Source organism: Nocardia sp. NPDC047654, from assembly GCF_043205035.1.
Lineage (GTDB): Bacteria > Actinomycetota > Actinomycetes > Mycobacteriales > Mycobacteriaceae > Nocardia.
This window is the reverse complement of record NZ_JBIDDF010000022.1, coordinates 47,056-66,113: the sequence shown is the minus strand read 5'-3', so window position 1 is coordinate 66,113 and position 19,058 is coordinate 47,056. Positions and strand designations below refer to the sequence as shown.

At 70.1% G+C, this 19,058-nt stretch carries 18 protein-coding genes and 1 riboswitch; of the genes, 10 read left to right on the top strand and 8 right to left on the bottom strand.

The window, feature by feature from the left end:
• From ACGF7Y_RS33620 to ACGF7Y_RS33610, 3 genes are read left to right on the top strand one after another with little or no spacing between them, the layout of a single operon-like run.
• Positions 1–963 (top strand): AvrD family protein, encoded by a 963-nt coding sequence (locus tag ACGF7Y_RS33620; RefSeq protein ID WP_393241092.1) that lies wholly within the window; start codon positions 1–3, stop codon positions 961–963.
• A gap of 35 nt (positions 964–998) precedes the next feature.
• Complete coding sequence (locus ACGF7Y_RS33615; RefSeq protein ID WP_040871970.1) at positions 999–1,775, top strand: ATP-binding protein; 777 nt, start codon at positions 999–1,001, stop codon at positions 1,773–1,775.
• A gap of 9 nt (positions 1,776–1,784) precedes the next feature.
• Positions 1,785–2,462 (top strand): class I SAM-dependent methyltransferase, encoded by a 678-nt coding sequence (locus tag ACGF7Y_RS33610; RefSeq protein WP_393241089.1) that lies wholly within the window; start codon positions 1,785–1,787, stop codon positions 2,460–2,462.
• 135 nt (positions 2,463–2,597) lie between these two features.
• Here the strand turns inward: ACGF7Y_RS33610 and ACGF7Y_RS33605 are convergent, their stop codons facing one another.
• Positions 2,598–5,141 carry an AAA family ATPase gene (locus ACGF7Y_RS33605; RefSeq protein ID WP_393241086.1) on the bottom strand — a complete coding sequence of 848 codons (2,544 nt, stop codon included), beginning with the start codon at positions 5,139–5,141 and terminating at the stop codon, positions 2,598–2,600.
• 119 nt (positions 5,142–5,260) lie between these two features.
• On the opposite strand from ACGF7Y_RS33605, the gene ACGF7Y_RS33600 reads away from it, so the two are divergent.
• Positions 5,261–6,463, top strand: a complete 1,203-nt coding sequence (locus tag ACGF7Y_RS33600; RefSeq protein WP_393241083.1) for a styrene monooxygenase/indole monooxygenase family protein — start codon at positions 5,261–5,263, stop codon at positions 6,461–6,463.
• Between the two features lie 14 nt (positions 6,464–6,477).
• Here ACGF7Y_RS33600 and ACGF7Y_RS33595 read toward each other — a convergent pair whose 3' ends face one another.
• Positions 6,478–7,734 (bottom strand): cytochrome P450, encoded by a 1,257-nt coding sequence (locus ACGF7Y_RS33595; RefSeq protein WP_393241080.1) that lies wholly within the window; start codon positions 7,732–7,734, stop codon positions 6,478–6,480.
• 459 nt (positions 7,735–8,193) lie between these two features.
• Here ACGF7Y_RS33595 and ACGF7Y_RS33590 point away from each other — a divergent pair, with 459 nt between their 5' ends.
• From ACGF7Y_RS33590 to ACGF7Y_RS33570, 5 genes are all read left to right on the top strand, one after another.
• Complete coding sequence (locus tag ACGF7Y_RS33590) at positions 8,194–8,589, top strand: hypothetical protein (RefSeq protein WP_391467723.1); 396 nt, start codon at positions 8,194–8,196, stop codon at positions 8,587–8,589.
• A 197-nt stretch (positions 8,590–8,786) separates the two neighbouring features.
• A riboswitch (TPP riboswitch) is annotated at positions 8,787–8,901 on the top strand.
• Positions 8,898–10,262: a purine-cytosine permease family protein gene (locus tag ACGF7Y_RS33585; RefSeq protein ID WP_393241076.1), complete on the top strand. Its 1,365-nt coding sequence runs from the start codon at positions 8,898–8,900 to the stop codon at positions 10,260–10,262. (Overlaps the previous riboswitch by 4 nt.)
• A 21-nt stretch (positions 10,263–10,283) precedes the next feature.
• Complete coding sequence (locus ACGF7Y_RS33580) at positions 10,284–11,111, top strand: DUF72 domain-containing protein (protein ID WP_393241073.1); 828 nt, start codon at positions 10,284–10,286, stop codon at positions 11,109–11,111.
• 5 nt (positions 11,112–11,116) lie between these two features.
• Complete coding sequence (locus ACGF7Y_RS33575) at positions 11,117–11,605, top strand: LOG family protein (protein WP_393241070.1); 489 nt, start codon at positions 11,117–11,119, stop codon at positions 11,603–11,605.
• A gap of 340 nt (positions 11,606–11,945) precedes the next feature.
• Positions 11,946–12,779, top strand: coding sequence for an alpha/beta fold hydrolase (locus tag ACGF7Y_RS33570; RefSeq protein ID WP_393241067.1), 834 nt, complete (start codon positions 11,946–11,948; stop codon positions 12,777–12,779).
• An 18-nt stretch (positions 12,780–12,797) separates the two neighbouring features.
• Here the strand turns inward: ACGF7Y_RS33570 and ACGF7Y_RS33565 are convergent, their stop codons facing one another.
• The 6 genes from ACGF7Y_RS33565 to ACGF7Y_RS33540 all read right to left on the bottom strand — a co-directional run bounded on the left by ACGF7Y_RS33565 (position 12,798) and on the right by ACGF7Y_RS33540 (position 17,464).
• Positions 12,798–13,121 (bottom strand): CopG family transcriptional regulator, encoded by a 324-nt coding sequence (locus ACGF7Y_RS33565; protein WP_051175844.1) that lies wholly within the window; start codon positions 13,119–13,121, stop codon positions 12,798–12,800.
• Complete coding sequence (locus ACGF7Y_RS33560; protein ID WP_040871963.1) at positions 13,114–13,392, bottom strand: hypothetical protein; 279 nt, start codon at positions 13,390–13,392, stop codon at positions 13,114–13,116. The genes ACGF7Y_RS33565 and ACGF7Y_RS33560 overlap by 8 nt, the downstream gene beginning before the upstream one ends.
• Before the next feature lie 34 nt (positions 13,393–13,426).
• A complete protein-coding gene (locus ACGF7Y_RS33555; protein ID WP_393241063.1) occupies positions 13,427–14,941 on the bottom strand; it encodes a DUF4153 domain-containing protein in 1,515 nt (504 codons plus the stop codon).
• Positions 14,942–15,150: 209 nt separating this feature from the next.
• Complete coding sequence (locus ACGF7Y_RS33550; protein ID WP_393241146.1) at positions 15,151–16,194, bottom strand: ATP-binding protein; 1,044 nt, start codon at positions 16,192–16,194, stop codon at positions 15,151–15,153.
• 38 nt (positions 16,195–16,232) lie between these two features.
• The gene (locus ACGF7Y_RS33545) at positions 16,233–16,928 is read right to left on the bottom strand and encodes a response regulator (protein WP_393241060.1); all 696 of its coding nucleotides are present in this window, start codon (positions 16,926–16,928) and stop codon (positions 16,233–16,235) included.
• A gap of 86 nt (positions 16,929–17,014) precedes the next feature.
• Positions 17,015–17,464, bottom strand: a complete 450-nt coding sequence (locus tag ACGF7Y_RS33540; RefSeq protein WP_393241057.1) for a MarR family winged helix-turn-helix transcriptional regulator — start codon at positions 17,462–17,464, stop codon at positions 17,015–17,017.
• 154 nt (positions 17,465–17,618) lie between these two features.
• On the opposite strand from ACGF7Y_RS33540, the gene ACGF7Y_RS33535 reads away from it, so the two are divergent.
• Complete coding sequence (locus tag ACGF7Y_RS33535; RefSeq protein ID WP_393241054.1) at positions 17,619–19,058, top strand: MFS transporter; 1,440 nt, start codon at positions 17,619–17,621, stop codon at positions 19,056–19,058.

Sequence of the window (19,058 nt, the reverse complement as noted above, 5' to 3'; positions counted from 1 at the left end):
ATGTCCACCGAGCTGATCGCCTACGCCGATATCGACACCGTGCTGGGCCACCGGGACGGGCGGTTCTTCGGCGAGGGGTACAAGAGGATCACCCACCGCATCTCCGACATCGTCCTCGACCGCGACGCGCAGGACCGGCCGCGGCTGACGGCCACGGCCGGCGTGCACTATCCGCTGGACTGGTCGCGCAAGAGCACCCGCGTGCTGGTGCCGCACGTCAGCAGCATCGACTGCTCGATCTTCGGCTACCGGCTGCTCGAGGTGATCCTGCGCGAGTGCTACGGGCTCACCGACAGCGACATCCGGTCGTGCTGGGTGCCGTACGTCCGATTCAGCAGCGGAACCATCGCGACGGAATCGCTGGAGGAGTTCCCGATCAGCGCGACGGTCGTCGCGGTGGAAGGGAACACGATCAGCATCACCGGAGCGCTGGGCGGCGGCATGAGCCTGGAGGCCACCGTGGCGCTGCCCGCGCCGCCGCGACCGCCGCAGGCCACACGGCGCACCGCGAACGAGACCGGGCGGGGATACTTCCACGGCGGGGTCTACACCCGCGGGCAGCATCTGCGCAACGTCGTCGTCTCCGACGGCGGCAGCCGCGCGCACGCCGATTTTGTTCTGGCGGAACCGGATTCGGCAGGTCCCTGGCAGGGCGTTGCCGACGCCTACCAGCCTTCGGTGACGCTGGTCGACGCGACGGTGATCCTGGCGCAACTGTCCCAGGTCGTGCTCTACGAGCTGGACAACATCGCCCGCAAAGACAGCGAGACGCTGTGGATGCGCCGGATGACCGCGCGCGCGTCCGCTCACCCGGCGCCGCTCACCTCCGGCACCGCGACCACGCACATGGTGCGCTCGATGGTTCTCGCCTTCGGCGGCGGCGACTGGCGCATCTCCAGCTGGGCATCGGATTTCGCGGGCTGCGAGATCCGATACGACCTCGCGCACCGGCTGCCCGCCTGACCCGCGCATCCCCGAACGATCGGAAAGGCACTCTCATGTCGGGAAACAACTATCGACGCATCGTCATCTCCGGAACATATTCGACCGGAAAGACCACGACCTCCACGGCGCTGTCCCTGCTGACCGGCATCCCCCGGGTGGACGCCTCCTCCGCCCGCGAGGTGGTCACCGAGCTCTACCCGGGCATGCGGTTCCAGGATTTGAGCACCACCGAATTGATGGCGCTCGGCTTCCGCAGGCTCGAACTTCGCATCCAGGCCGAGGCGATCCTCGACGCCCAGGGCGGTTTCATCGCCGACGGCTCGGTGCTCAACGAGTGGGTCTACGGCACCACGCGGCTGGTCACCGGTCCCAACCCCGGATCGAGCCGATGGCACAAAGCCGTCAAGAACACCATTACGCTGCCCGGCCGGCCGTTCTACCGCCGCTACCTCAACGCCTACGGCGATATGGCCCGACAGCGGGCCCGGCAGAACTACGACATCTTCTTCCACCTCCCGGTCGAGGTGCCGATGGACCCCGACGGCCACCGGCCGGTCGACGAGCGCTACCGCGCCATCTCCGATCGGCAACTGCTGCACGCGATCAGCGAGCTCGGGCAGCCGGTCGTGACGGTACGCGGCACCCCGGAACAGCGCCTGGAATCCATCGTCTCGATGCTCGACATCCCCACCGTGATGGACATCGACGTCGCGGTGAAGGAGGCGATGGAGATCGTGCGCAGCAGCCGCGAGCGCGTCCAGGAAACGATCGTCGCCCAGCAACAACCGCACACTCTCGGCCGCAAGATCAAGTTCGCCACCCGCGTTTAGGAGCACGCCATGACCGTCCTGCTGGACAAGACCAAGCGCTACAACCCGATCGACTCGTGGTTCTACGACAACTTCATCTCCGATGCCGTGCGGGAGATGACCCCCAGCCTGTTCGACGACATCGTCGCCCAGCTCGACGAGGGCGCGCAGGTTCTCGACGTCGGTTGCGGCGGTGGGCAACTCGCGGTCGGACTGGCCACCGCCGGGACCACGCTGCGGCTGACCGGCATCGACCTCTCCCCGCAGCAGGTGCGCAGGGCTCGCAAGCGCGGCGCGGCGCTGGGCAGCCGCATCCAGTTCCGGGAAGGATCGGCGACGGACCTGCCGTTCCCCGACGCCGCCTACGACGCGGTGATCAGCTCCGGTTCGATCAAGCACTGGCCCGATCAGCGCAAGGGGCTCGCGGAGATGATCCGGGTGCTGCGGCCCGGCGGGCTGCTGCTGGTGATCGAGGCCGATCGGGGCTGCACCTTCGAGGACGCGCGGACCTTCGTCGACCGCTGGAAACTGCCGCAGCCGATGGCGCGGGCCTGCCTTCCGTTCTTCCGCACCTACATCGCCGGGTACGGCCTCGATCTGGAGGACGGTCGCGACCTGATGGCCGATCTCCCGGTCACCGACGCCGAGGTGCGCCGCATCCCGGGCGAGCCCGGCATTCAGATCACCGCGCGCAAACGGGCGGAGTGAGCACCGGTCGCCTCGGCGAATCCGGCCGGTAGCGGGCCGGGCGGCGTCCCCGCAGAGACGTCGCCCGGCCTGTCGCCTGTCATCGGGGCCGACGACACCACCGGACGACTCGGCCGAGTGCAGACGGTGCTCGCCTCAGCGCCGGGCGCGCTGCGGTTTGCGCGCGGCCTCCTCGGTCACCTGGGCCTGCCGGTCGCCGGGCACGAGGGCGCGGATGTCCTCCCGGGAGGCGATCATCAGTTTTTGCAGGATCGCGGCCATCTGGGCGTCGACCGTCTTGAACGAACTGCCGCGCCGGGCGGCGATGGCGGTGTTCGTCCAGCCCGCCGCCGCCAGCACGGCCACCTCTTGTTCGGCGGCAGACAAGTCCTCCCAGTGCGAAGGACGGTGCCGCCGGACCGGATGCTCGACGGGTAGCCGGTCCAGCGACAGCTTCCCCAGCGCCAGCTGTGCTACCTCGCCCATTTCCGGCCGCAGCAACGCACCCTCGCGCTCCGCCTCCGCGAAGGCGGTCTCGCCCAGGACCGCCCGGGCGGTGTCGGCGGCGATGTCGGTTTCGGTGGCGAACGGGCCGAGATTGGCGATGTCCACACCGATCCTGTCCCGCAGTGTGGCACCGCCACCGGTCAGGCGCGCGACTTCGCGCGCCCAAGCCGTCACCGTGCCGGAGCGTTCGCCGTCGGTGTCGCGGATCAGGCGCGCCAGTGCCCAGCCGCGGATGTGGACGGCCCATACCGCGCCCCATTGGTCGCGCATCGCCAGCTGAGTGGTCAGCGACGCGTGCGTCACGGCGAGCGCTTCCTCCGGGTCACCATGTTTGGTCAGTGCGATAGCCCGGGCCAGGCCGACCCAGGACGTCGCCCACCGCGCCCCGGAGCGCTCGGCGTGCTCCAGGTGCCGCCGGGAGATCTCCAAGGCCTGCGCGGGTGTACCGAGCAACGCCGCGGCCAGCGCTTCGAACAGTTCGCTCATCGCGGCCCCACCACGGTCGCCGTCGACGGAGAACTTCTCTCGCGCGCGGGCCAGCACCGCTATCGCGCGCACGTCGCGGTCCACCAGCATCATCTCGGCACCTCGGGCGAACTCGACCGGGGCGGGCAGACCGAGGTCGCGGTCGGGCTGCTCGCGCCAGCCCGCCCGGGTGGCGCCGTCGGGCGCGCACAGCGCCACGCACTCGTCGAGCGTGCGTTCGGCGTCGTGGTGCAGGCCTTGGCACAGGCTGATCCACGCGATCAGCGACATCGTCGTGACCTGCAGCGGCAGCGGCGGCGGGTCGAGTTCCCGACTGGCGGCCAGCGTGCGCTCGGCCCAGCGGCGCGGTTCCCGCAGCGAGCCGGTGAGAAACGGGCAGCGCAGCGCGATCAGCCCGGCGGCGATCTCCAGCCCGACGGCGGCCTCCTCCGCGGTGGCGAGGCTGCCCGCCATCGCGCACAGCAGGTTGTCCCAGGCTGCCCGCGCCCAATCCAGCAGCCGCTGTTCGTCCGGGCCGAACCATCCGGCTCGGGCGGCGACGACCTTGTCGCGGTAGTAGCGGCGGTGCCCGCGCGCCAGCCGCGCCGGTTCACCGCCGCGTTCGCTCGCGCGCTGCTGGGCGAACAGGCGAACGCTCTCCAGAAGCGAATACCGCACCGTGGTCGCGGTCAGATGCACGGAGACCAGCGATTGGTCCGCCAATCGCTCGAGCAGGCCCTCGATCTCGGCGCGGGCCAAGCCGTCCGGCTCGTCATCGGCGCAGATCGCCTCGATCGCCTCCAATTCGGCGCCGACGTCCGATTCCGCCGCGTCCGCGCTGTCGTGGTCCACGTCGTACCCGGCCGCGAACACCGACAGGCGGTCGAACAGCAGCCGCTCTTTGTCCCCGCACAGGTCGTAGGACCAGGCTATGACGTCGCGGATGCCTTGGTGGCGCGCCTCCGCACCGACCCGCGGACCGTGCGACCAGCGCAGCCGCCGGTCGGTGGCCTCACCGCTGAGGTCACGCAGGATCATCGGCAGCGGCTGCCGCAACAGCCGCGCGGCGGCAAGCCGAATGTAGAGCGGATGGTTGTGCACGTGACGGCAGATCGCCACCGCCAGCTCGGTCTCGTCGTCGGCGACGGCGTGCCCGGTCAGACCGGCGCGGGCCCGGAACAGAGCCAGCGCCTGTTTCCGCGACAGCGCGGGCACCGGTACCAACTGCTCGTCGACCCATCCGATCGCCTCGCGGCTGGTGGCCAGCACCGTGAGGCCCGGCGCCGCCTCCAGCAGGTCGGCGATCACCCGGCCCGCGCCATCCAGGACGTGTTCGCAATTGTCCATCACCAGGATCGTCTGCAGGGTGCGCCCGACCGCGTCGCGGCGGCGCAGCGTGTCCAGCACCGCTTCCCACGCCGAGCGTCCGGAGAAGTCGGCGTCCATCAGCGAGCGCGCGACTTGTTCCTCGACCGCCGCCGCGTCGGCGTTCCGCGAGAGCAGCGCCAAGCGCACCCAGTGCACCGGAACACGGCGCGCCTTGTGGAACCGGTGCACCGCTTCGGTCGCCAGCCGTGTTTTGCCGATGCCGCCGGCGCCGATCAGCGTGACCAGGCGGGTCCCGCCCAGCAGCGCCATCCCGATCCTTTCCAGCTCACGTTCGCGCCCGACGAAATCACTGGCGGCCGCGGGTGGGAAACCCGGACTCGACGCACGTCCTACCGACACAACAGTGCAGCGTAGTCCGGCCGCATCCGGAGATTCGCGGGTCTCTACCGATGTGCCGCGCCCACCTATACGCGGACTATTGCGCTGTCGCGGTAGTTCACGACCGGAAGGACACGAGGGTGGGACAGATACTGGTACTCGGGGCGGGCGAATGCGGATTACCCCTCGCCCATCGTCTGCTGCGCGGTGGCCGGGCCGTCACGCTGGTGACCGATCGGGACGCCGAGGCGGTGCTCACCGGCACGGTGACCAGCACCCAGGTCAAGTTCCCGCCGACGCTCGACCTCGAATCGGACCTCGGCCTCGGCTTCTGGCGCTCGACCGCCCCCAACATCGAAGGTATCCGGTTCACCATGGCCGTCGACCGTGCGACGGTGGTGACCTGGGCCGGACGATTCACCCGCCCCGCGCAGAGCGTGGATCAGCGGACGGTGTTCGCGCGCTGGCTCGGCGAGTTCCTGGCCGCGGGTGGCGACCTGCGCATCGCCGACCCCTCGGTGGCCGAACTCGACCGGGCCGCCGCCGACTACGCCCTGACCGTGGTGACCCGCGCCGGACGCGAGTTCGCCGGCTGTTTCGAGGCCGATCCGGCGTGGCCCGCGCCCGCCGCCGCGCTGCGACGGCTCGCCGTGCTTTACCTGGACGGTGTCGAGCCGGACCCGGAGGGCCTCGGCTCCTACACCGCGCTACCCGAGCACGGTGAAGTGATCTCCTATCCCGGCCTCACCGGGCGGCCGGGGCAGGAACGCCGCTGCGAGATCTTGCTTTTCGAGGCGCGGGCGGGCGGCGCGCTGGACGTATTCGACCAGCACGGCACGCCGGCACAGCGCTGGGCACAGGCCAGGCGACTGCTGGAAGCGCACCTGCCCGCCGAACTCGCCGAGCGCTACCGGCACGCCGAACCGACCGACGCCGGGGCCACGCTGGTAGGGGCGGTGACCCCGGTCATGCGCCGTCCGGTGGGCACCCTGCCCTCGGGACGGCCGATGCTGGGCGGAGGCGACGTCGTCTGCCGGATGGATCCCGGTGGCGCGCAGGGCGCCAACAACGCCGTGCACTGCGCGATCCGCTACGGCGAGGCGATCCTGCACGACCCGGACGGTCCCTATGACCGCGCGTGGATGGAATGGGCGGCCGCGCCGTGGCTGACGGCCGTCGCGCACCCCGCCGCGCGGTGGACGGCGACGGTGCTCGATCCGCCCCCTGCCATGCAGGAGATGATGCTCGCCGCCCGGCACGAACCGGCGCTGGCCGACGCCTTCGCCGACACCTTCGCGCGACCGGCGAACCTCGCCCGGCTCGCACCGAAGGTGCCGTCCTGACCGATTACCGGATCTCAGGATCGCCAGGGCTGCGATGCCGGGAAGATAACCGGCAGTGCGGCCATGGCACGGTGGAAAGGTCCCGGCCGCCAAGTCAATTCGTGCACCGGCACGGCGGGCCGCAATTCCGGCAGGGCGTCCAGCAGCTGGTCGACCGCATCCTGGGCGATGAGATAGGCCGGGCTGCGGGCGGGACAAGCGTGCGGTCCGGCGCCCCACGCCAGATGCGACCGGTTGCCGCTGTGGTTGTGCCCGCTGATCGCCGGGTCGTTGTTGCAGGCGGCGAAACTGATGACGACCGGTTGGTGGGCGGGCAGCCAGACGTCATCGATCAGGATCGGCTGGCGCGGATAGGTGACCGAGAAATTGGCCATCGGCGGGTCGGTGAACAACACCTCGTCCAGCGCGTCGCGAGTGGACAGGCTGCCGCCGAGGACGTCGCCACCGAACCGGTCGTCGGTGAGAATCAGCAGCAGGGTGTTGACGATCAGATTCTGCAACGGTTCGATACCCGCGCCGTAGAGCACGACGAGCTGATGGATCACCTCCGCGTCGTCCAGGCCGGCCGGATGCCGCAGCAGTCGTGTGGTGATGTCCCGGCCCGGCTCGGCGCGCTTCAGTTCGATCAGCCGCAGCAGGGCGGTGCCGAGCATGCGGTTGCCCTCCTCGGCGTCCACCCCGTCGAACACGGCGGCGGTCGCGGCGGCGACCTCTCGCCCGATCTCCGGCGGGCAGCCCAGCAGAGCGTTGATCACCTCGAAGGCCAGCGGAAGGGCGTACTGGGACACCAGATCGGCGCTGCCCGCCGCACCGAAGGCGTCGATCAGCCCGGCCGCGATCCGCTCCACCGTTTCGTGCAAGGCGTGCAGGTCGACAGCGTTGATGCTCGCGGTGTTGACCTGCCGGTAGCGCGCGTGCGCCTCGCCCACGCTGCGCATGGCGTTGGGTCGCCACTCCAGTACCGGCAGCACCGGGCAGTCGGCGGGGACGTTCGCCTGCCAGGCGCGCGGGTCGGCGGGAAAGTGCTGCGGGTCGTGCATGATTCGCACGGCGGTGTGGTAACTGAGCACCAACGTCGCGGGCACGCCAGGGGCCAGCTCGACCGGCGCCATCGACCCGTAGCGGGCCCGCATGTCCCGGTAGGCGCGATGTGGATCGGTCGCGAAATCCGGCGAATACAGCGATATCCGCTCGATCCGGTGGTCGATGGGCGAACCGTGGTGGACGCCGGATTCGTTGATGGTCCGGTCGAGATCTCGGGGCGTGGTCAAACGCGTGACTCCCACAGTAGAAGCGTTTTCGGCGAGCGCGGGTGAGCGAACTCGGCGCGGATCGTCGCGACGCCGTCGTTCGGTCCATGCGGTGCACCGTCGGGCCGCGTCTTCTCGACCGCGCAGCGGCTCGACACACAGGATGGTCGCGTAGGTAGGGTCCGGACATCGGTAGTGGCGGCCTGCCTGCGGCGATGCGATTACTCGTCCGCGCGGCGGCCGCCCCCTCACCGGCCACGGTCACCGGCAGCTGCGCGCGGCTTCGTCCGCGCTCGCGAACCCGTTGGTGATGCTGAACATTCGCTGAAGGCGCTCCGGCCGATCGAGCGGTCGGGTGCGCTGCGAGGTGCCGGCGGCGTGCTCGCATCGCCGGGAGCACAAGCACTTCCACGCGCGGACGGCTGGTGTATAACTTCCATCGGCCCGGTCGACTCCACCGACAAGCGATAGCGAGACACGATGCACGGTTACCTGAATCAGGTGTCCCAAGGCACGACCCCCTCCGGCTATCCGACGCGTGAGCCCGAGACCCACGCGGTCGCACCGCCCCGCCCGGCGGATCTCGTCGTCAGCGCACTGTTGTGGTTCCTGCCCGCGACGCTGGCCGCGATGTCGACCATCCTCGCGCCGTGGTTCCTGATGGCGGGGGGCATCTGCGCGTCCAAGCCCGAGTGCCGGGTCGACACCAGCGCGGGCGTGTGGATCATGGTCGGGGGCGGGATCGTGGGATTCGCCGTGGGGGTGCTGCTCTCGGGCATGGCGGCCCGGCAGGGGCGGGCGTTGTTCCCCGGCGCGCTCGTCGGTGCGGTGCTGGTCGTGCTGGCCTGGTTCGCCGCCTCGTTCCTCATGGGCTGAACGCCGAGCGGCCGGATGACGGCCCGGCGGGAGCGGCTGCGAGCCGACGTGTTCCGGCGCCGCGAGAGACATCAGTGCGCGTCGTAGATGCCCTGATGGTGGGCCGGTGCCGTGGTGCATGGGAAGTCGCCGCCTCGTCCGCTCCGGCTCTTCTCCCCCGACACGGAAAATTGGCGCGGGTGTACTATTCGCCGGAATCACCCCACCGCGGGAGCTCGGGTACGGCCGGGCTGAGAGGGCGAACCGCACGCGTCGCCGACCGCATGAACCTGTCCGGGTAATGCCGGCGTAGGGAGAGCGTTTCCGTCATGTCGTCATCGACCCGCGCGAACGCGCACGAAGCCCCCCTGACCCTCGACCAGCCCGCGCCGAAAGTGCTCTCGTTCTGGGACCAGAGTGCGTTCTGGGCCAATCTCGGCGTCAGCCTCTTCGCCTTCTCCGGGGCGTACACGGTGCTCGCGCCGAACGCCGAGGGGGCCGCGCAGCTCTCGATCGCGGCCGGAATCCTGGCGACCGTCCTGGGCACGCTGGTCGGCGCGGCGATGCTCGGCGCCGCGGCGCTGACGGGTGCGCGCACGGGACAACCCGCGATGGTCCTGCTGCGCGGGCTGTTCGGCGCGAAGCTCAGCTATCTGCCCACCGCGCTCAACATCGCTCAGTTGATCGGCTGGGGAACGTTCGAGCTGATCGTCATCGGTGACGCGGCCGAGGAACTGTTCGGCGGCGGCCAACACTGGCTCTACGTGGTGGTCGCGGGCGTACTGACGACGGTACTCACGATCTGGCCGCTCGGCTCGGTGCGGTTGCTGCGCAGATTCGTCACCGCCGGCGTCGTGATCGCCCTTGTCTGGTTCTACGCGCAGTTCTTGCGCGCCGGTCTGCCCGATCTGCGGGCGAACCCGGGCCCGAGCGGGGGCGGCCCGTTCGGCGTCGACTGGAACCTCTTCTGGGTTGCCACCGATGCCGCCTTGGCGGTCTCCATCTCGTGGGTGCCGGTCGCCGCGGACTACACCCGGCACGCCCGCTCCGGTCGCTCGGCGTTCGGCGCGGCAGGCGGGGCGTACGCGCTCACCCAGATCATCGCCTACGTCCTCGGCCTGTTCGCGCTGGCGCTCGCGACCGGCGAAGGCGGACCGTACGCGCCTTTCCTGCACGTGAGCCTCGGTGCCCTGTTCTTCTTCGTTTTCGTGCTGCGAGAGGCGGATCAGTCCTTCGCCAATGTCTATTCCACCGCCGTCTCGATCCAGAATCTCGCACCGCGCGTCGATCGCCGGGTGCTCTCGATCGGCCTCGGTGCCCTGATCACGATTCTGGCTCTGCGGTTGAACATGGCGAACTACTTCGGCTTCCTCGGGCTGATCGGCTCGGTGTTCGTGCCGCTGCTCGGTGTGCTCGTCGCCGACTTCTTCTTGCGTGCCCGTCGCGAGTGGAACACCGCACCGGACGCGCCCGCGCGCTGGGGCATGGTGGCCGCCTGGCTGACCGGGTTCGCCGTATATCAACTGGTCAACCCGGGTGACGCCGGTGCGTGGACGCGATTCTGGGACGGCGTTCGGCAGGCTGTGCACTTCACCGGGCAGGCGTGGATGAGCGCATCGCTGCTGTCGTTCCTGGCGGCGCTGGCGGTGGCCTGGCTGGTCGGCAAGGTGACGGCGAAGACCACATCGGCGTAGTGAATTTGCCACCATGGAGAGATGGGCCGGATCAGGATCGGTACGTCGGGCTGGGTCTACCCGCCGTGGCGCGGAACGTTCTACCCTCAGGGCCTCGCGCACAAGCGCGAATTGGCCTATCTGTCGGAGCGACTCGACAGCGTCGAGATCAACGGCTCGTTCTATTCGTTGCAGCGCCCGTCCAGTTACCAGAGGTGGGCGGAGCAGACTCCGGCCGACTTCCTGTTCGCGGTGAAGGGCAGCCGCTTCATCACACACATGAAGCGGCTGCGCGACGGTGACGAACTGCTGGCGAACTTCCTCGCGTCCGGCCCGCTGGCGCTCGGGCCCAAACTGGGCCCGATTCTCTGGCAGCTGCCCCCGACCTTCCGCTTCGACGCCGACGTGTTGGACGGCTTCTTGTCCCGGCTCCCCCGCAGCACCGAGCAGGCCGCCGAGATCGCGCGGCGCCACGATCACCGCGTCGAGCCCGCGCACACCAGCACCGATGCCGACCGGCCGGTGCGGCATGCCCTGGAAATCCGGCACGACAGCTTCATCACCCCGGCGTTCACCGATCTGCTGACCCGTCACAACGTGGCCCTCGTCGTCGCCGACGCCGCGGGCAAGTATCCGCTGCTCGAAGAGGTCACCGCCGACTTCGTCTACATCCGGTTGCACGGGCACGACGAGCTCTACGTCAGCGGATATACCGACGAGGGCTTGGACATGTGGGCGGAGAAGATCCGCTCGTGGGCCGGATCGTGCGACGTCTACACCTATTTCGACAATGACGCGAAGGTGCGGGCGCCCCGCGACGCGATGGCGTTGCGCGAGCGCCTGGAACCGGTCGTCCGGCCCGCGGGGTGAGGCCGGTGCGGCAGGTCGCGGTCTGCGGACCGAGAGAGTGCACGCAGCAGGAAGCGGCGTGGGCGCGCGCGGTCGGCGGGCTCTTGGCGCGAGCGGGGGTGACCGTGCTGTGCGGTGGCGGCACCGGCGTGATGGCCGCGGTCGCCGCCGGCACCGCCGAGGCCGACGGGCTCGTGATCGGCGTGCGTCCGGACACCGATCGCGGCGCGGTGTGTCCCGGATTGTCGGCGGTGCTGTTCACGAACATGGGTGAGGCGCGCAACGCGATCCTCGTCGAGTCGGCGGACGCGGTGATCGTCATCGGCGGCTCGTGGGGCACGCTGTCGGAGGTCGCGCTCGCGCGTCGGCGCGGCGGGATTCCGGTGGTCTCTCTGGGCGGTTGGGAGATTCGCGACGCGAAGGGGCGACCGGTGGCGGCCACGGTGGTCGCGGCCGACCCGGCGGATGCGGTGCGCCGGGCGCTGGACGGGATCGCGCGGGCCGAGCCGACCTGATACGGCCCCAGTCGGACGGATGATCGGCCCCATGCCGCCGGATCGGGCCACAGCTCGCGCCATCGAGCAGCTCATGGGCGGAAAGCCACGCCCCCCGTCCCAGCGCGAGACGCAACTCGGCCTGCTCGACCTGCGCCAGGGTATCCGCGGCCGAGCTTGTCCTACGCCATCCGATTACCCACCGCCACAGTTATTTCGGCATGCCGAGGCCCCTGATCTGGTCCGACACAGAACTTTCCGATCACGCGATCTCGCGTGCCATGCAAGTTTCGTTACGGTGGAGACGCCGGTCATCCGGGAGGCACCGCGGCAACTGTCCCTTCTTCCAGGAGCGTTTCCGATGGACGTACCGTCCCAGCACACCCTCGCCGTCCCCGGCGCCACCCTCTACTACGAGATTCGCGGCGCCGGACCGCTGTTGTTGCTGATCCCCGGCGGCAACGGCGACGCCGGGACTTTCGACGGCATCGCCGAACGTCTCGCCGACCGCTACCGCGTGGTTTCCTACGACCGGCGCGGTTTCACCCGCAGTCCCCTCGACGGGCCGCCGGACGATCGCGTGGTCACCGACGGCCTGGACGCCGCGGCGCTGCTCACACACCTGACCGACCAGCCTGCCCACGTGCTCGGCAGCAGCTCGGGCGCGATCGTGGCACTCGAATTGCAGCGCGCCCGGCCGGAACTGGTGCGCACGCTCGTCGCCCACGAACCACCGCTGGCCACGCTGCTGCCCGATGCCGAGAAGTGGTTGACCTTCCTGGACGGCATCTACGAACAGAGCAGGAGCGAGGGCACGCCCGCGGCCATGGCGGCGTTCGCGAAGGGCATCGGTCTGCGGATCGCGCCGCCTGCGCCGGGCGAGCAGTTGCCGCCGCAAGCCGTCGAGATGGTGGGGAGGATCCAGCGGAACCTGGTGTTCTGGATGGAGCACGAGCTGAGGCAGTACCCCCGCTACACCCCGGATCTCGCGGCGTTGCGTGCGTCGGTGGATCGCCTGGTGCTCGGGGTCGGGCGCGAATCGCGAGGCACCTTCCCGGCGCTCCCGAACGCCGCGCTCGCGAAGGAACTCGGGCTGGACCTCGTCGAGTTCGCGGGCGATCACGTCGGCTACCGCAGCGCACCCGACGAGTTCGCCGTCCGGCTCGACTCGATCCTCACCCGCGACGACCGGTGACGCCGTCGCGGCGGCAGGTCAAGCCGACTGCCGCAGCGGATGCAGGGCAGCCAGTGCCCGCAGGGCATCGGCGCGCGAGATGGGCTGGTCGTTCTCCAGGGCGGCCAGCTCCAGTTCGATCCAGTCGCGAATGAGTGCGGACATGGTCACGTTGCGCTGCTCGGCGGCCTTCTTGACGCGCTGGTGCAGATCCAGCGGGATGCGCAGCGACGTGGTGACGGTGACCGTGTCCTCGGCGCGCAGCGGCGGGGGCAGCTCGGCCGGGTCGACGGGCGCGTCGCTGTATTCCAGACCGGACAGGAAGTCCCGGACGTCCTCGGGGTTCGTCGGATAGTCAGTCATCGGCGTGCTCCCAACGCTCGAGTTCGGCCACCTGGGCTTCGGTCATCTCGACCGCGCCCAGGATGTCCCACTGCCAGCCTTCGGTGCGGCGGACAGCGACGATGAGCGGCCGGCCCGTTTCGGTTCGGCCCCACACCGTCAGGACCGCGAGTTCGTTCCGGCCACGCGCCCGCCGAGGCCATCGGCGAGCGCCCATGAGCACCTGCAGCACTTCGCGAGGGTCGATCCCGACCAGCGACAACAGTGCCCACTCAGGCCAGTTATAACCCACGATCAGCGATAATACAAGTGTATTGCACCGAAGCTCACCGTGCTCTCGCCCGGGACAGATTCCAGCTCTGCCAGGCGTCCCCGCCCAGGTCCGCGCGCAGCCGGGTTCGCACCTGCGCGCGCAGCGGCTCGGGGAGCCGATCGGTCGCGGGCAGGATGTCCGGCGAGAGGGTCACCAGGTATTCGGTGTCCAGCGTTTTGCCCTGCTGCCAGCGATCGATGTTCCTCTCGGCGATCAACCGCTCCGGGTCCAGGACGGCCAGCGCCAGCAGCGTCGCCATCGCGGTGCCCACCACGGCGCGCGGCAACCACGCCCGGCGCAGCCGCAGGACCGCGGCCGACACCAAGACGTAGACCAGGCCGAGCCACAGTTCGCAGACTTCCACCAGCAGGCGCAGCACCGTGAACCCGTAGGCCTGCTGGTAGGTCCACATCCGGCCGAGCGCCGAGGCGACGATCACCAGGGCGAGCACACTCACCGCCACCAGCAGCCCCCGCAGCCACCACCGATCGGCGGCAGTGTCCTGGGCCGCCCAGCGCAGTACGACCATCAGCACAGCGAGGGTCAGCACGGTGACGGCCGACAGTTGCCAGAAACCGGTGCGCGCGTATTCGGCGTAGGTCAGGCCCGACGTCTCCTGGACGTAGTCGTCGCCACCGAAGAGCACCACGAACTGGGTCGCGACGAACGCCGCGAACAGGACCGCGAGCGCACCGACCGGCAGCGCCCATTCCGATCGGCGCAAGGTTCGCCCCGCCACCGCCGCTGTGGCGGGCGGCGGTGGGCCCGCCAGCAGGAACAGTGCGCCGAGCGTGCCGAGACCGGCCACCGCGAACAGTGCGATCCAGCGCGCTAACGACGGCATGTCCACGTCCGGCGTCACGGTCTCGAGCAACGCCGCGAACATGGCGTCGGCGCTGCCGAGCAGCGGAACGAACACCGTGAGCAGCGCGACGGTCACCACTGCCGACAGCCCGAGCCGCCGCGCACGCGGCGCGTTCCCGCTACGCACGCGGGCGGTACCGGCGTATGCCCATGGCACGGCGGCAGCCGCCGCGAGCCAGACGGCGAACGTGTCGTAGAGGATGCCGTTCGCCGAGCGGCGTGCGACGACCGCCAGCGAACCGGCGACGCATGCCGCGACCACACACAACGCGAACAACCAGCCCGCGGCGCGGACGGCACCAACCGCGAGCAGGGCGAGGGCGAGCGCCGCCCACCACAGCCGCCCCGCGTTGAACCGAGGAGAACCGGTGCGGGCCGTCTGTCGTCCGGACGTCGCCTCGACCGCATCGCTCGTCGTACTCGCCGCTCGCTTGCGGGCATCGCGGTCGACGAGGAACACCGCCGTCGCGGCGACACCGGCCGCGAGGAGCCACCCGATGCCGGGCCGGTCCCAGTGGATCAGAACCGCGGCAGCCGATCCGGAGACGAGCGCGGCGAGCGCCACCCCGGGAGGGCAGGCGACCCCTCGCCACGTGGACGGACGCGGGAGAAACATCGGCCCGGCCACCGGCGGACCGACCTTCTCCGCGCGCGCCTCGGCCACCGCGCCCCCTGAGCGCCCCGGCGGCGCCCACACCGATGCCGGCGTGGTGGGGACTGCGCTGGAATCGGTTGCGGATGGCGCGGATGCGGTTGACACCGGGTCGGGCGTCGACGCTGATTCGGGTTCTGGAGGCATGGTTCGTTCCTTCGATGGGCGTGCGGAATCACCCCGGGTCCGCGCCTGCGGTCCGGGTCGAGTGGTGTGGCAGATCAGCGTCCGGGCAGAACCACCCGGATGCGGGAGCCGGGATCGGCGACCGCGATGGTGCCGCCGTGCAGGTCGACCACCCACCGGGAGATGGCCAGGCCCAGTCCGGTGCCTCCGCCCGCGGTGCGGCCGCCTCTGGTGAACCGGTCGAACACCTGGGCGCGTTCGGCGAGCGGAATGCCGGGGCCGTCGTCCTCGACGTCGATCACGATCTCGCCCTGCGATGCGCGCACGGCCAGGCGGACTTCCCCGCCCGCGGGCCCGTGCCTGGCGGCGTTGTCGAGCAGGTTGAGCAGCACCTGATGCAGGCGGGCACGGTCGGCGTACACGCGGGCGGCGCCGGGTAGCACGTCGGTGCGGAAGCGCACGCCGCGTCCGAGCGCGGCGGTCATGACCTCCGCTTCGGCGACCACGTCGGCCAGCAGCGGCGCGATCGGCAGATCCTCACGATCGAGCGGGAAGGCGCCCGCTTCGATACTGGAGAGGTCGAGCAATTCCGAGACGAGCAGCGTCAACCGTTCGGTCTGGGCCAGCGCGGTGCGCAGGGTCGCCGGGTCGGGTTGGGAGACGCCGTCCACCAAATTCTCCAGCACCGCGTGCAACGCCGTGATCGGGGTGCGCAGTTCGTGCGAGACGTTCGCGATCAGATCGCGGCGTTGCCGGTCGGCCGCCGCCAGGTCGGCGGCCATCTGGTTGAACGCCTCGGCGAGTTGCCCGACTTCGTCGCGCGAACTCGCCCGCACCCGCAAGGTGTAGTCGCCGTGGGCCATCCGCTTCGCCGCCGCGGTCATCTCCCGCAGCGGCCTGGTGATGCCGTGGGCGAGGAACTGCGAGGTGATCAACGCGATCACCACCGCGGTGAGCGTGGTGCGCGGCGGCAGCCACCCGATCTTGAATCGGAAGAACCCGAACGCGACACCGCCGGAGCACAGCATGAGGATCGCGAGCTTCAGCTTGATCGACTTCACCGGGTCCAACGGCCGCGGCAGCAGCTCGGCCACCCCGTCGCCGAACCTGCGCCACTCGCCGGAAACGATGCCGGACATCGTCTTCCGCACCCGCCGCGCGTTCTCGGGACCGGCGCTCATCGGGCTTCCAGGGCGTATCCGACGCCGCGCACGGTGCGGATCAGGTCGGCGCCGAGTTTGCGGCGCAACGCCTTGATGTGGCTGTCGACCGCGCGGGTGCCCGCCGCGTCGGACCAGTCCCAGACGTCTTCGAGCAGTCGCTCCCGCGCGAGCACCATGCGCGGGCGCCGGGCCAGCCGGGCGAGCAGATCGAATTCCAGCGGCGTGAGCAACGCCTCCACCTCCGCGCGCCAGACCCGGCGCTGATCGACATCGATGCGGAGGTCGCCGACCAGGATCGTCGCGCCGTCGCGGTCGGCCGCCCGGTCCACCCGGCGCAGCAGCGCGTGCACCCGGGCGGCGAGCACGCGCAGCGAAAACGGCTTCGTCAGATAGTCGTCCGCGCCGACGCCCAAGCCGACTAGCTGGTCGGTTTCGTCGGCGCGCGCGGTCAGCATGAGCACGGGCACCGCGCGGCGCGCCTGAATGCGACGGCACACCTCCAGCCCGTCGAATCCCGGCAGCATGACGTCGAGCACCACCAGGTCCGGGTCGACGGCCTCGGCGGCGGCGACGGCCGAGGGGCCGTCGTGGGCCAGCTCGACGGCGAACCCCTCCGCCCGCAGGCGCACCGCGACGGATTCGGCGATGGTCATCTCGTCGTCCACGACCAGGATCCGCCGTGCGGGGTGCGCCGGTGCGCTGTGTTCCATGCACCGAACCCTAGCCACCGGTTGTGGAGAGAACCGGCGTCGTTTGTGGAGATTTCGTGTGCGTGCGCGGACGGTGCCGCACGCGTTCACGGCCGGGGCCACGGTCGCTTGTCGACGCGTTCGATGTCGGTGTTGAACCGCTTCAGGAATCCGGCGAACGCGGCGACGTCCTCGGAGGTCCAGTCCGACAGCACGCTCTCGAGAGCGCGGACGTTGTAGGCGCGTTCGGCATCGAGCTGGCGCCCGCCCTCGGCGGTGAGGCGGAACTTGCGCGCCATGCCGCCGTCCGGATCCGGAATGCGTTCGACGAGACCGGCTTCGCGCATGGCGGTCGTCTGGCGGTGCAGCGTGGAGGTGTCCAGACCGAAGGCGTCGCTGAGTTCGCCCACGGACATCGGGCCCTGCACTCGCAGCCTGCTCAGCACCGTGTAGGCGCTGCGGTCGAGGTGGCCGCTGCCCCGGCGGGCCTTGGCGCTGAGGCTGTGCCGCCCCAGCAGCATGGTTTCGAACTCCACCGAAGATACGGGCTTGTCCACACAACGCTCCTGCCGATATCCGCCGCTACGGGCTCATCTCCGCACCTATACCACACCTACCTACGCGGACCAGCGCATTTGCATACTGCAATTCTTGTGCATAGTGCAATCAGTATGTACCGTACACACAGTTTGAATAGAGAGGGAGATCCGCGTGGCAGCACCATCGGAAGTTCGGTCCGAGGGCATAGTCGGTGTACTCGCGGCGGCGGGCATCGTCGCCGCCCTGATGCAGACCCTGGTGGTGCCCCTGATCGGGGACCTCCCCCGGCTCCTGGGCACCACGCCGTCCAACGCCTCGTGGGTCATCACGGCGACACTGCTCGCCGGTGCGGTGGCCACGCCGATCACCGGCCGCCTCGGCGATCTCTACGGCAAGCGGCGCATGCTGCTCGCGTGCACGGTTCCGCTCATCGGCGGATCGCTGGTCTGCGCGCTGGCGAGCTCGGTCGTGCCGATGATCGCCGGACGCGGCCTGCAGGGAATCGGCATGGGCGTCGTGCCGCTGGGCATCAGCGCGTTGCGGGACCTCCTGCCCACCGAGCGGCTCGGCACGTCCATCGCGGTGATGAGCGCCTCGATGGGGATCGGTGGCGCGCTGGGGCTTCCGATCGCCGCCGCGGTCGCCGAGAACGCCAGCTGGCGCGTGCTGTTCTGGGGCTCGGCCGTGCTCAGCGCCGGCGTGGCCACGCTGATCTGGCTGCTGGTGCCCGCCATCCCGGCGCGCGGAGGCGGCGGGTTCGACGTGCTCGGCGCGCTCGGCCTGGGCACCGCGCTGGTGTGCCTGTTGCTCGCGGTGTCCAAGGGCGCCGACTGGGGCTGGACGAGCGGAACCACCCTCGGCCTGTTCGCGACCGCGATCCTGGTCCTGGCGGTCTGGGGCTGGTGGGAACTGCGAACCGCCGATCCGCTGGTGGATCTGCGAGTGACCGTGCGCAAGCAGGTGCTGCTGACCAACGCGGCCTCGATCGTGGTCGGGTTCGCCATGTACGCGCAATCGCTGATCATCCCGCAGCTGCTGCAATTGCCGGTGGTCACCGGTTACGGCCTCGGGCAGTCCATGCTGGCGATGGGATTGTGGATGGCCCCCGCCGGTCTGGTGATGATGGCGGTTTCCCCGCTGGGCGCCCGGCTTTCGGCCGCGCGCGGCCCGAAAGTGACGCTCATCGTGGGCAGCATCGTCATCGCCCTGGGGTACGGCTCATCGGTCCTGCTGCTCGGGTCGACCTGGGGCCTGCTCGTCGTGACGTGTGTGTGCAGCGGTGGCGTCGGCCTCGCCTACGGCTCCATGCCCGCGCTCATCATGGGCGCGGTCCCGCTGTCGGAAACCGCGTCGGCCAACAGCTTCAACACTTTGATGCGCTCGATCGGGACCACGGTGTCCGCGGCGGTCGTCGGAGTCGTCCTCGCGCAGATGAGCACCGGTCTCGGTGGACACACCATTCCCACCGAGGCCGGTTTTCGCACCGGGCTGCTGATCGGGTGCGGCGTCTCCGTGCTCGCCGCACTGGTCGCGCTGGCCATACCGGTCCGCAAGCCCACCGAGCCGCCGCGGGACACCGCGGAACGCGAGCCCGCGGCCGCGCGCGCCTGA